Source organism: Streptomyces chisholmiae (assembly GCF_031845445.1).
GTDB classification, from domain to species: Bacteria; Actinomycetota; Actinomycetes; order Streptomycetales; family Streptomycetaceae; genus Streptomyces; species Streptomyces chisholmiae.
Window position 1 is genome coordinate 1 of record NZ_JAVREO010000021.1, and the last position, 12,466, is coordinate 12,466.

Annotated in this window: 12 protein-coding genes; 2 read left to right on the forward strand and 10 right to left on the reverse strand. The window is 75.5% G+C overall.

Going from position 1 to position 12,466, the window contains the following annotated elements:
* Positions 1 to 61: 61 nt before the first annotated feature.
* The 5 genes from RM844_RS26760 to RM844_RS26780 are packed head-to-tail and all read right to left on the reverse strand — an operon-like array spanning position 62 to position 5,721.
* The gene (locus RM844_RS26760) at positions 62 to 925 is read right to left on the reverse strand and encodes a sugar phosphate isomerase/epimerase family protein (RefSeq protein WP_311669971.1); all 864 of its coding nucleotides are present in this window, start codon (positions 923 to 925) and stop codon (positions 62 to 64) included.
* Positions 925 to 2,148 (reverse strand): substrate-binding domain-containing protein, encoded by a 1,224-nt coding sequence (locus RM844_RS26765; protein ID WP_311669972.1) that lies wholly within the window; start codon positions 2,146 to 2,148, stop codon positions 925 to 927. The genes RM844_RS26760 and RM844_RS26765 overlap by 1 nt, the downstream gene beginning before the upstream one ends.
* 26 nt (positions 2,149 to 2,174) lie before the next feature.
* Positions 2,175 to 3,230 carry an ABC transporter permease gene (locus tag RM844_RS26770; RefSeq protein WP_311669973.1) on the reverse strand — a complete coding sequence of 352 codons (1,056 nt, stop codon included), beginning with the start codon at positions 3,228 to 3,230 and terminating at the stop codon, positions 2,175 to 2,177.
* Entirely contained in the window at positions 3,227 to 4,240 is a 1,014-nt protein-coding gene (locus RM844_RS26775) for an ABC transporter permease (RefSeq protein ID WP_394814604.1), read from the reverse strand. Before RM844_RS26775 ends, RM844_RS26770 begins: the two co-directional genes overlap by 4 nt.
* Positions 4,237 to 5,721, reverse strand: coding sequence for a sugar ABC transporter ATP-binding protein (locus tag RM844_RS26780; protein WP_311670064.1), 1,485 nt, complete (start codon positions 5,719 to 5,721; stop codon positions 4,237 to 4,239). Before RM844_RS26780 ends, RM844_RS26775 begins: the two co-directional genes overlap by 4 nt.
* A 197-nt stretch (positions 5,722 to 5,918) precedes the next feature.
* Between RM844_RS26780 and RM844_RS26785 the strand changes: the two genes are divergently transcribed.
* Both RM844_RS26785 and RM844_RS26790 read left to right on the forward strand, forming a co-directional pair.
* Positions 5,919 to 6,716 (forward strand): class I SAM-dependent DNA methyltransferase, encoded by a 798-nt coding sequence (locus RM844_RS26785; RefSeq protein WP_311669974.1) that lies wholly within the window; start codon positions 5,919 to 5,921, stop codon positions 6,714 to 6,716.
* A 122-nt stretch (positions 6,717 to 6,838) separates the two neighbouring features.
* Positions 6,839 to 7,090, forward strand: coding sequence for a DUF6480 family protein (locus RM844_RS26790; RefSeq protein ID WP_311669975.1), 252 nt, complete (start codon positions 6,839 to 6,841; stop codon positions 7,088 to 7,090).
* A gap of 43 nt (positions 7,091 to 7,133) precedes the next feature.
* On the opposite strand, the gene RM844_RS26795 is transcribed toward RM844_RS26790, so the two are convergent.
* The 5 genes from RM844_RS26795 to RM844_RS26815 all read right to left on the reverse strand — a co-directional run bounded on the left by RM844_RS26795 (position 7,134) and on the right by RM844_RS26815 (position 12,460).
* Positions 7,134 to 7,811, reverse strand: coding sequence for a response regulator transcription factor (locus RM844_RS26795; protein ID WP_311669976.1), 678 nt, complete (start codon positions 7,809 to 7,811; stop codon positions 7,134 to 7,136).
* On the reverse strand, positions 7,808 to 8,932 hold the full coding sequence (locus RM844_RS26800; RefSeq protein WP_311670065.1) for a sensor histidine kinase: 1,125 nt from the start codon (positions 8,930 to 8,932) through the stop codon (positions 7,808 to 7,810). Before RM844_RS26800 ends, RM844_RS26795 begins: the two co-directional genes overlap by 4 nt.
* Positions 8,933 to 9,366: 434 nt before the next feature.
* Positions 9,367 to 10,620, reverse strand: coding sequence for a sensor histidine kinase (locus RM844_RS26805; RefSeq protein WP_311669977.1), 1,254 nt, complete (start codon positions 10,618 to 10,620; stop codon positions 9,367 to 9,369).
* A gap of 63 nt (positions 10,621 to 10,683) precedes the next feature.
* On the reverse strand, positions 10,684 to 11,469 hold the full coding sequence (locus RM844_RS26810; RefSeq protein ID WP_311669978.1) for an ABC transporter permease: 786 nt from the start codon (positions 11,467 to 11,469) through the stop codon (positions 10,684 to 10,686).
* Positions 11,470 to 11,527: 58 nt separating this feature from the next.
* Complete coding sequence (locus RM844_RS26815; protein WP_311669979.1) at positions 11,528 to 12,460, reverse strand: ABC transporter ATP-binding protein; 933 nt, start codon at positions 12,458 to 12,460, stop codon at positions 11,528 to 11,530.
* Positions 12,461 to 12,466: the final 6 nt, after the last annotated feature.

Sequence of the window (12,466 nt, forward strand, 5' to 3'; positions counted from 1 at the left end):
GGGTGGGGGTGGCGGGGGGAACGCCGGGTGGGGGTGGCGGGGGAGTGCCGGGCGGCGGGGGTCAGCGATCGGCCAGGGCGCGGCGCAGGAAGGCGAGGCCGTCGGTGGCCAGGGCGTCCTGGCTGTCGGCGAGCGGGCGCCAGACCGAGGCGGCCACCGCGATGCTGTCGTTGTGCGCGGTGAAGGACTCCAGGCACAGCGGGCCGGTGTAGCCGGCCGCCGGCAGGGCCCGCAGGAAGCCGGGCCAGTCCAGGTGGTCGGCGCCGGGCGCGCCCCGGTCGTTGGCGCAGACCTGGACGTGCGCGATCCGGCCGGCGGCCTCCCGCACCGCGCCGACCAGGGACCGTTCCTCGATGTTCTGGTGGTAGGTGTCCAGGGCCAGCCCGACGCCCTCGGGTGGCAGTCCGGCCAGCGCGGTCAGCGTCTGGCCGACCGTGTTCAACAGGCTGGTCTCGTACCGGTTCAGCGGTTCGACGGCCAGCCGCACCCCGGCGGCGACCGCCTGTTCCACGACCGGCGCCAGGTACTCCCGCCACTGCGCGTAGGCCGCCGTCCGTTCGGCCGGCGTCATCCGCCAGGTGCGGCCGACGGCCGCGTAGACGGGCCCGGCGACCACGGGGGCGCCGGTGGCCTGCGCGGCGTCCACGCAGTGCAGCAGGTAGTCCTGGGTGCGGCGGACGGTGGCCGGCTCCGCGCACACCAGGTCGCGGCCCGGCGGCATCACCGCGACCACCGCGGCCGGGCGCAGCCCGTGCGTCGCCAGCAGCGCGGCGACCGGCCGCGGCGCCCAGTCGCCGGGCGACTCCAGCGGCAGCTCCACCGCGTCGAACCCCCAACGCGCCAGCCTGGGCACCGTCTCGGCCAGCGCGGCGTCGGTCACCGGGGAGTGCCAGATCCACGGGTTGGCGCCGATCGGCACGCCCATCAGCGGCCTCCCCAGTCCCCGGGGTAGCCGGGCAGGTCCGCGCAGCCGCACAGCGCGTAGTGCAGCGGCGGCAGCTCCGGGTCGAGGTAGGCGTCCCGGTTCTCCTCGGTGATCACCGGCTGCGGCAGCACCCACTCGCCCGGCACCGGCTCGCCGCGCAGCACCTTCAGCGCCGCGATGACCGGGGTGCGCCACTGGAACGTCGGGTAGCCGGGGGCGATGGCGGTCAGGTCGCGGTCGGCCCACGCCTGGAGGAAGTCCTGCTGGTCCTCCCCGGTGATGGGCGGCACCGGCAGGCCGGCGTCCTCGAACGCCTCGACGGCGGCCACGGCGGTGGCGCCGGAGTCCATCCACACCCCGTCGATGGTGCCGTGCCGCTGGATGGCGTCGGTCACCGCGGCCTTGGCCACCGCCGGGTCGCCCTCGGTGAACCGCACGTCGGCGACTTCCAGTTCGCTCTCCTCGAACGCCAACTCCGCCGCCGACCAGCGGTTCTCCAGCACGTCGACGCCGGGTGAGATGCGCAGGGCGAGGATCTTCCCGCCGGGTTCCACCCGCTCCACCAGGAAGTCGGCGGCCGCCGCGCCGTAGGCGTAGCCGCCCACCGGGTGGACGAAGGTCACCGGGCAGTCGGTGTTGACGCCCCGGTCGAAGACGATCACCGGCAGCCGCTGGCACGCCTCCTCCACGGCCGGGGTCAGCGTCGCCGTGGTGTTGGGGGAGACGATCAGCAGGTCGCAGTCCTGGGTGCTGAGCTGCTGGATGTCGGAGATCTGCTTGTCGTCCTTGCCCTCCGCGTCCAGCACGGTGAACTCGCCGATCTCCGGGTGCTGCGCCACCTCCGCCTCCATGGTGGTCAGCCCCACCTGCCGCCACGGGTTGAAGACGCCCGCGTTGGAGAAACAGAGGTGCACCTCGGCGTCGGGGATCGCGTACTCCTCGGTGCTCACCGGCTCGGGCCGGAGCATCTGCTCCCACGGCCGGTCCGCCGGGCCCTCCGGCGTCTCGCCGGCCAGCGCCAACTGCCGCTGGTACTCGTCCTCCTCGAAGAACTCCGCCGCCTCGGCGTCGCCGCCGGAGGCCGCCGGGTCGGCCGGCGCCTCGGGTGGCGCGTCCGACGAGCAGGCGGCGAGCAGGCCGGCGGCGAGCGCGGCGGCCAGCGCCGGGACGGCGCGCCGGCCGTTGTCGCTCCGGGGGTGTCGGCTCGTGGCGGGTCGGCTCACGGGGTGTCGGCTCCTGGTGGGTCGGCTCATGGGGTGGGGCCTCCAGACGAGGGGGTGAACGGGTCGGCGGGGGCCGCCGTCGGCGGCGGCCGGTTGGCGGAACGGCGGCGCCGGCGCGGCCGGTTGGCGGCGCCCACCGCCACGGCCGCGATCACGATCAGGCCCTGCACGGTGGACTCCAGGGCGCCGGCGACGCCCCGCAGGTTGAGCAGCGCGAAGAGCGCGGTCAGCGCGAAGGCGCCGGCCATCGCGCCCAGCACCGAGCCCCGGCCGCCGCCGAGCAGCACCCCGCCCAGCACCACGGCGGTGATGGCCTCGAACTCCATCCCGGAGCCGGCCTGGGCCGAGACCCCGGAGAAGCCGCCCACCAGCACGGCGGCCAGCGCCGCCGCCGCGCCGGACAGCACGAACGCGACCACCCGCACCCGGCCGGTGGCCACCCCGGACAGCTCGGCGGCCCGCTCGCTGTCCCCGGTGGCGATCAGTGTCCGGCCCAGCCGGGACCGGGTCAGCAGCCACACCGCGGCGCCCACCGCGGCACACACCAGCACCGCCCACGGCAGCCAGCCGAACGCGTCGTGCCGGCCCAACGCCCGGAAGTCGTCCGGCAGGTAGCCGGTCGGGGAGCCGCCGGTCCAGTAGAAGACGCCGCCCTCCAGGATCAGCATCATGCCGAGCGTCGCGATGAAGGACGGCACCCGGAGCACCGTGCTGACCAGCCCGTTGACCAGGCCGACCAGCGCGCCGGCCGCGACCAGCGCCAGCGTCACCAGCAGCCAGTGGGCGTCCGGGAACCGGTGGTAGACCTCGGCCGCCGCCACCACGCCGGTGGTGACGATCGCGCCGACCGACAGGTCGAAGTTGCCGCTGACGACGACCAGGTACTGGCCGGCGGCCAGCAGCACCAGCGGCGCGGCCCGGCGCACGAAGGCCAGCAGCCGGTCCGGTTCGAAGAACCCCGGGTCGGTCACGGCCAACGCGGCCAGCAGCAGCGCCAGCAGGACGAAGACCGGCAGCGCGGTGCCCAACCGGGCCGCCAGCCGGCCGAGTCGGGCGCCCGGCCGGGCGGTGGTCGCGGTCATGACGTCCTCCCGGTCCGGCGGCGGCCCCTGGCGTGGACGGCCACCGCGGCGATGATCACCACGCCGCGCAGCACGTTCTTGACGAACGGGTCGACGGCCAGCTGGTTGAAGACGCTGTCCAGCACCGCCAGCACGGTGACCCCGCCCAGCGTGCCCACCACCCCGCCGCGCCCGCCGGCCAGCAGCGTGCCGCCCAGCACCACGGCGGCGATGGACTCCAGGTCGTAGCGGGCCTCGGTGCCGGCCCAGGGGGAGCCGGCGCCGAACCGGGCGGCGAGGAAGAGCGCCGCCACGCCCACGCACAGCGCGCACAGCACATGGGCGATCACCACGGTGCGTTCGGTGCGCACCCCGGACAGCCGCGCGGCGTGCTCGTCGCCGCCGGTGGCGAACATGTGGTGGCCGAGCCGGGTGCGCCGCAGGACGAACCAGAGCAGCAGCGCCACCCCCAGCAGCAGGAACACCGAGATCGGCACCGGGCCGATCCGGTCGTACCCCAGCCGCTGGAAGGACCGCGCCACCTCGCCGGCCGGGCCGGTGTAGTTGTCCTCGATCCAGCCGCGCAGGATCAGCGCCACGCCGAGCGTCGCGATGAACGCGTTCACCTTCAGCCGGGTGACGATCAGCCCGTTGGCCAGGCCGACGCCCGCGCACAGCGCGAGCACCGCGAGCACGGCCGGCAGCATGTTGCCGTCCTGGCCGGCCATCACCTCGGCGGCCACCAGGGTGCCCAGCGAGGCCAGATAGGCGACCGAGAGGTCCAGTGAGCCGGTGAGGATCACCAGCGTCTGGCCGAGCGCGATCAGCCCGAGTGCCACGCTGTTCTGCAGGATGCCGGTGATGTTGGGCTGGGTGAGGAACTCCCCGCCGCGCGCGGTGACCACCAGCCAGCCGAGCAGGGTCACCGCCAGCGCCGCCAGCCAGATGCCGACCGCGGGGTCGGCCAGCCCGCGGCGTGCCCGCGCCCAGCCGCCGGCCGCCGGGGCCGGCGCGACCGCCGCCGCCCTCACGCCGCCCCCGTCCGGGCCGCGGCCGAGGTCGCCAGCCGCATGACCGCCTCCTCGTCGGCACCGGCCGGGAGTTCACCGGCCGGTCGGCCGTCCGCCAGCACCAGCACCCGGTCGCTCATGCCGAGCAGCTCGGGCAGCTCCGACGAGACCAGCAGCACCGCCAGCCCGTCCCGCGCCAACTCCCGTACCAGGGCGTGGATCGCGGCCTTGGCGCCCACGTCCACGCCCCGGGTCGGCTCGTCGAAGAGCAGCACCCGGGGGCGGGCGGCCAGCCACTTGGCGATCACCACCTTCTGCTGGTTGCCGCCGGAGAGGTAGCGCACCTCCTGCCGGGTGCCGCGGCCGGTCAGCCGGACCCGGTCCAGCAGCCGGCCGACCGTCGCCTCGTCGTCACCCCGTTCGCCGACCCCGACCGCCCGGGTCACCAGCAGGGTGTTGTCCCGCACGGACTGGCGCGGTACGAGCCCCTCGCTCTTGCGGTCCTCGCCGACCAGCGCGATCCCGGCGCGGATCGCCTCCCGGGGCCGGCGCGGCCTGACCTCCCGGCCGGCGACCGTCATGCCGCCTCGGGTGAACGGGTCGGCGCCGAAGAGCGCGCGGGCCAGCGCGCTGCGCCCCGAGCCCTGGAGCCCACCGACGCCCAGCACCTCGCCGGCCCGGACGGTCAGGTCGATGTCGGCCAGCCGTGCGTTCCCGCCGCCGGTGACGGTGAGCACCGGCGGGCCGAGGCTGCCCGGCGCGGCCCGCGGCGGGTAGTAGGCGTTCAGCTCGCGGCCCACCATGGCGCGCACCACCGTGGCCACGTCGGTCGCCGCGGTGGGCAGGCAGGTCACCCGCCGGCCGTCCTTCAACACCGTGATTCGCTGGGAGAGTTCGAAGATCTCCCGCATCCGGTGCGAGACGTAGAGGATGCCGAGGCCGCGTCGGGCCAGCCGGCGCACCAGGGCGAAGAGGGTGGTCACCTCGTGCTCGGCGAGCGCGGCGGTCGGCTCGTCCATGACCAACACCCGCACGTCGGCGGCGAGCGCCTTGGCCACCTCGACGATCTGCTGCCGGGCGACGGACAGTTGGCGTACCGGGGTGTGCGGGCCGATCTCCTCGGCGTGCAGCTCGGCCAGCAGCCGCGCGGTCCGCGCGGCCATCGCCGACCGGTCGACCAGCCCCCGGCGGGTGGGCTCCCGGCCGAGGAACACGTTCTCCGCCACCGTGCGGTCCGGCAGCAGGGCCAACTCCTGGTGGATGATGCCCACTCCGGCGGCCTGGGCCTGGGCCGGGTGGTCGAAGGCGCGCGCTGTTCCGTCGATCTCGATCCGGCCGGCGTCCGGGCGGTACTCGCCGCTCAACAGCTTCATCAGGGTGGACTTGCCGGCGCCGTTCTCGCCGACGACGGCGTGCACCTCACCCGGGGCGAGGTCGAGGGAGACGCCGTGAAGGACGCGGATGCCGAGGAAGCTTTTTGTCATGTCCTGCATCGACAGCAGCATGGGGGCAATGTCGAGGCGAAAGTAGTGGCTGTCAAGGCACAAAGAGCCGTCAACCGCGAGCAGAATGCGGGGAGTTGGTGACAGAAGACGGCCTACTTTCGCTGCCGGCGGCGAAAGTTCCCCTGGTCGTGTCGGGGGTGGGACAGGGTGGCCGTGTCGGGACGGTCGTTCGGGCACGCCGTTACCCTGGCCGGATGTTCTCGCCGCAGGGGCCCTCCGCGCGTGAGCTGGTCGGGCAGGCGCTCACCTCGGTGGAGCGCGGCTACGACCTGCTGGCGCCCGCCTTCGACCACACGCCGTTCCGCACCCCGGACGCCGTCCTGGCCGCCACCACCCGGGCATTGACCGGGCTCGGCCCGTTCGACCGCGGCCTGGACCTGTGCTGCGGCACCGGCGCCGGATTCCACGTGCTGCGGCGGCTGTGCCGGCGCGCGGTGGTCGGCGTGGACCGCAGCGCCGGCATGCTCGCGCAGGCGGCGGCGCAGGCGCAGGCGGCGGGTGGGGAACGCGCCGGCGGCCCGCCGCCCGCGCTGCTCCGGGCCGACGCCCGGGCCCTGCCCTTCCGGGGCGCCTTCGACCTGGCCGTCAGCTTCGGCGCCTTCGGCCACTTCCTCGCCGCCGACCGGCGCGCCCTGTTCGCCACCACCCGGGCCGCGCTGCGTCCCGGCGGCCTGCTGGCGTTCCCGGTCGCCGCCCCGCCCCGGGTCGGCTCGGCCGGCTACTGGCTGCTGTGGGGCTTCGACGCGGCGATGCGGGCCCGCAACGCGCTGTGGCACCCACCGTTCGTGATGTACTACCGCACCTTCCCGCTCTCCGTGGCCCGCGCCGAGCTGACCGCCGCCGGCTTCACCGGGGTCCGCACGCTGCCGCTGCCCGAGCTGGGGCTCCGCCCGGACGGTGCCCCGCGCTGCCGCCTGGTCCTCGCCCGGCGCCCGCCGGAGCCCGCGGCAGACCAGGCCGGACCGCCGCTGACCAGGAGGGACCACACCTGACCAGGACAGACCGCGCCTGACCAGCACAGATCACGGCCGTCCACCGCCGGACCGGGACCGACCGGGACCGACCGGGACCGACCCGCGGGTGTGACCGGCGGCCAGGTTGGTACCCGGCCCCCATGACGGTGACCAACACGGACCCCGATCCCTACCGGACCCCCGGCTACCGGCCCGGCGGCGCCACCCGCCCGGACGCCACGCCGCCCGGCGAGACCCCGCCCGCCGAGGGCGGTACCTCGTTCACCGGCCCGGACGACTCCCACAACCCGGTGACCGGCTGGGCGGCCGGCCCGCTGATCGCGGTGCTGGTGGTGGCCGGCCTGATGGTGGCCTTCTTCCTCGCCTACGCGGTCTGGTTCCTGGTGAACTGACCGGCGCGCGGTGGCTGCCCCGCCGCTCCGGCGGGGGCTTCCCTCAGCGGCCCGGCGTGACCAGGCCCGTCTCGTAGGCGACGACCACCGCCTGGGCCCGGCTGTCCAGGTGCAGCTTGCTCATCGTCCGGTTGAGGTGGGTCTTCACGGTGGCCGTGCTGATGTGCAGCCGGCCGGCGATGTCGGCGTTGGACAGGCCGAGGCCGGTCAGCCGCAGCACCTCCCGCTCCCGCGAGGTCAACGCCCCGAGGTCCCGGCGCGGCCCGGGCGCCGCGGTGGCGCACGGGGTGGCCTGCCGGGCGTAGGCCGCGACCAGCCGGCGGGTCACGCTGGGCGCGAAGAGCGAGTCCCCGCCGCCCACCGCCGCCACCGCCGCGAGCAGCCGCTCCGGGTCCGAGTCCTTCAGCAGGAACCCCGAGGCGCCGGCGCGCAGCGCGCCGTACACGTACTCGTCGAGGTCGAACGTGGTCAGCACCAGGACGCGCGGCGGCGGGTCCCGGTCGGCCTCGGCCAGGATGCGTTCGGTGGCCTGAATGCCGTTGGTGCCCGGCATCCGGATGTCCATCAGCACGATGTCCGGCCGGGTGCTGGCGGCGAGCCGCACCGCCTCCTCGCCGTCGCTCGCCTCCCCGACCACCTCCACCCCGGGGGCCGCGTTGAGCAGCCCGACGAGCCCGGCCCGGATCAGGAACTGGTCGTCCACGATCAACACCCTGGTCATGGCCTGCGGTCGTCCTCCTCTCCGCGGGCCGCCCCCGAGGTGGGCAGCGTCAGCTCCACGGCGAACCCACCCGCCGCGCGCGGGCCGATGGCGATGGTCCCGCCGTAGAGCTTGGCCCGCTCCCGCATGCCGATCAACCCGTGGCCGCCGCCCGGCGCGACTTCGGCCTGAATCACCCCCTTCCCGTCGTCCGTGACGCTGACCGCCACATGGCGTGGCCGGTACCGGAGTTCGACCGTCGCGTGCGCGCCGGGGGCGTGCTTGAGCACGTTGGTCAGCGCCTCCTGCACGACGCGGTAGGCACACAGGTCCACGCCAGGCGCCAGCGGGCGCGGCTCGCCGTCGACGCGCAGCGCCACGTCCAGTCCACCGCCCCGCACCCGGTCCACCAGCTCGCCGACCCGGGCCAGCCCCGGCATCGGCGCCGCGCTCTCCCCGGCCAACTCCCCGCCGCCCGGCGCGTCGTCGCGCAGCACGCTGAGCATCCGGCGCAGCTCGTCCAGCGCCTCCCGGCTGGTGCCGGCGATGGTGCCCAACGCGGCCCGCGCGGTCGGCGGGTCCGAGTCGAAGACGAAGCCGGCCAGCCCGCTCTGCACCGAGATCACCGACATGTGGTGGGCCACGATGTCGTGCAACTCCCGGGCGATGCGCCGCCGTTCGTCGGCGACCGCGCGCTGGGCGCGGGCCGCCTGCTCGGCCCGCAGCCGGCGGGTCAGCTCGGCGGCCCGTCGCGCCAGGGCGCCGAACCAGACCAGCACGCCGCAGAACAGCAGCGCCTGCGCCAGCACCGAGAGCAGCGACTGCCCGCCGCTGACGATCCCGCCGTACAACCACAGCGTGGTCAACACCCCGGCGCAGCCGACCGCCACCCGCACCGGCCGCGCCGAGGCCACCGTGTAGAGCGCCAACAACGGGCCGAAGGTGCACACCACCGGCCAGAAGCCGAGGCTGACGTACCAGAAACCGACCACCTGGGTGGCGCCGAACACCGCCACCGGCGCCCGGTTGCGCAACGCCACCGGCAGTTGGGCCGCCGCCGCCAACACGTGCGCCCGGGCATCCGGTTCCGGCCACCCCTCGGACGGCGCGTCGCGGCCGAGCAACAGCGCCACGCCCACCATCGCCAGGGCGATCGCCGCGTCCACGGCACTGGTGGCGCGCGAGGGCGCCGGGCGGTGCCGCCGGTCCGGGGATGACGACGTCCAGGGGCGCATCACCGCAGCGTAACGCCGGTCCGGCCGGGTCGAGTCAACCCAGCGCGGTACCGCGGAAGGTGGAGAAGCCACCTGGCTACTCCGTTGGTCGGTAGGGGATTTCCACCCCCGGCCGGACGCCAACGCCGCCCCCCGGTCCGTACTTTCGTACAACGGCCCCGCCCGAAACGGGTGTTCGGCCGCCCCCGGGCGTGCCGGCCCGGCCTCCTCGCGAGGGGGGAGGAGGAAGGCCGGCGCCCCGGGGCGCCCCCGCGCCCTCTCCCCGGCCGGCCTGCCGCCCGACCGCCCTGCCCCCGATCGCCCTGCCCCCGATCGCCTGCCGCCTCGCGCCCCGACCGGGCCTACTCCGGGCCCACCAGCGGGAGTCGGGCCGAGACCGCCGTCCCGTGCCCCGGCTCGGACTCGACGGTGAGCGAGCCGGCCACCCGCTCCGCCCTGGCCCGCATCCCGGCCAGCCCGAAGCCGCCGTGCCGGCCGCCGGGCGCCGGCCGCCGTGCGTCGAAGCCCCGGCCGTCGTCCCGGACGTCCAGCGTGACCTCGCCGTCCATGTAGCTCAGCGTGACGCCCACCCGGTCGGCCGCGGCGTGCCTGGCCACGTTGGCCAGTGCCTCCTGGGTGATCCGCAGCAGCGTGGCGGAGAGCTCGCCGTGCAGCTCGCCCACCGCCCCGGTGCGGGTGAACTCCGCCCGCACACCGCTGTGTTCGGCCCACCTCGCGACCGTGTCGCGGAGCACGTCGGGGAGTTCGTCGTGGGCCAGCCCCGCCGGGGCCAGGTTCCGCACCGAGCGGCGCGCCTCGCCCAGGCTGCCGCGGGCCAACTCGGCCGCCCGGTCGACGTGTCGGCGGGCCGTCGCCGGATCGGTCGCGGTGCTGACCGCCTGTAGCTGGGTGATGATGCCGGTCAGGCCCTGGGCGATGGTGTCGTGCAGCTCGGCCGCCAGCCGGGTGCGCTCGTCGGTGACGCCCGCCTCCCGCGCCTGCAACAGGAGTTGCGCCTGGAGGGCGGCGTTCTCGTCCAGCGCCCGCTGGAGCGCCGCGTTGGTCGCCTCCAGCTCGGCGATGGTCGCCGCCCGCTCCGTGGAGCGCTCCTCCTCCATCAGCAGCAGGTGCGTGACGACGGCCAGCAGCACGTTGTTGGCCAGCAGCAGCCCCGCGAACATCGCCCACCACTGCGCGCCGTCGAACGGCACCCCGCTGGCCTGCGCCGCGGCCACCGGGAGCGAGGCGGCGAAGGCCCCCAGCCGCGGCCAACGCCGGCCCCGTAGCAGGTCGTTGTTGTCGATGTAGCCGGTGACCGCGTAGAAGGCGAAGAACGGCGCCAGCCAGGTGAGCGCCACCGAAAGCGCCCACCGCGCGACGAAGTACCCGGCGGAGACGGCGTCCGCCGTCGGGTGCCGGCGGCCGGCCCGCCCCCACCACAGCTGGAGCGCCAGCGCCCCGACCACCAGCGCCAGCACCGCGCCGCGCTCGCCGGCCGTCGGCGTCAGTTCGGCCGCCGCGACCGACAGCACGGCGCCGGTGGCGAGCAGCCCGTACGGATGCCACCGGAGCACGGCCGCCCACCGGCGGTCCACCTCCGTCCCCGGTCTCGTCATCCCCCCAGTCTGCACAGCCCCGCCCCCCGTCCCCGTCCCGGCTCTGCTCCCCGCTGTTCCCCGCTACTCCCAGCGGAACCAGCGGACCGCCGCCGCCGAGGCGACCACGCCCCAGCCGACCAGGACCGCGAGCTGTGACCAGGCCGGCCAACCGCCGGCCGCCGCCCGGTCCAGCGCCTCGGCCGCCGCGCCGAACGGCGTGTACGCCACCACGTCCGCCAGCACGTCCGGCATGCTCCGCACCGGGATCCACAGGCCGGTGCAGAACAGCGCGGGGAAGTACACGGCCGTGCCGATGCCGGAGGCGTGCTTCGCCGTCCTGGCCAGCGCCGCGACCACGGCGCCCAGCGCCAGGCAGGCGACCGCCGCCAGCAGCAGCACCAGCGCGTACCCGGCGGCCTCGCGCGGCAGCGCCACGTCCAGCGCCCACCGGCCGACGGCCAACGACAGCAGCGCCGACAGCAGTGCCGCCGCGCCGTTCAGCGCCATCTGCGCGGACAGCAGCGTGGCCGGCCGCACCGGGGTGGTCGACATCCGCCGCAGCACGCCGAGTTCGCGGTAGCCGGTGAGGGTCGGCGGCAGCACCTGGAGGCCGGCCGTGACCAGCGCGATCAGCACCACCACCGGCACGTAGAGGTCGATCACCCGCAGGCCCCCGAGGTCCGCCTCGGCCTCGCGGAACATCGGCACCTGCCCCAGGACCAGCAGCAGCGCCGGCGGCAGCGCGATCGCCAGCAGGTTGGTGGGGTCGCGCCGGTAGAGCCTGGCCTCGGCGCGCAGCACGGCGGCCCGCGCCGAACGGCGCCGTCCGCCGGTCTCCGGGGCGAGCAGGGTCGTCTGGCCGGTCATGTACTGCTCCTGTTCGTACGGGCGGGGTCCACGGGGTGCCGGGCGCGGGCGGCGCCGGTCACGACGTGGTCAGGTCGAGGAAGGCGTCGTCCAGGGTGGCGTCCGTGACGCGGAGTTGGTGCGCCCTGATCCGGCTGCGGGCCAGCAGCGAGAGCACCGCCTCGACGGTCTCGTCGCCGCCGCTCAGGGTGATCCGGTCGCCCTCCCACCCGACGCTCGCCAGCCCCGGCAGCCCGCTCACCAGCTTCTCGTCCAACGGCTCCGACGGGGTGAACGAGATGACCGTGGCGCCGGCCGCCCGGCCGATCAGCCCGGCCGGCGTGTCCAGCGCGCTGATCCGCCCCTTGTCCAGCACCGCGATCCGGTCGCACAGCCGCTGTGCCTCCTCCATGAAGTGGGTGACCAGCAGCACCGTGACGCCGCTGTCCCGGACGTCCTCGATCAGCGCCCAGGTGTCCCGGCGGGCCCGCGGGTCGAGCCCGGTCGTCAGCTCGTCCAGTACCACCACCCGGGGCGCGCCGATCAGCGCGAGCGCGATGAACAGCCGCTGCTTCTGGCCGCCGGACAGCACGTGGAACCGGGTGCCGAGCCGGGCCGTCAGGCCCAGCCGTTCGGCCAGCGGGCGCCAGTCCAACGGGCGCGGGTAGAACGCCGCGTACAGCTCCAGGGCCTCCCGGACGGTGAGCTTGGCCTGCAGCGCGCTCTCCTGGAGCTGCGCGCCCAACACCCCGGTGACCGCGGCGTGGTCGGCGACCGGGTCGAGCCCCGCCACCCGGATCCGCCCGGCGTCGGGCACCCGCAGCCCCTCGACACACTCCACGGTGCTGGTCTTGCCGGCGCCGTTGAGGCCGAGGATGCCGAAGATCTCACCCTCCGCCACGTCGAAGGAGACGCCGTCCACGACGGTCCGGCCGCCGTAGGACTTGCGCAGGTCGCGCACCTCGATGATGGGCCGCCGGCCGTCACGGCCGGGCCTGTTCGTCCTGGTCATGGCCTG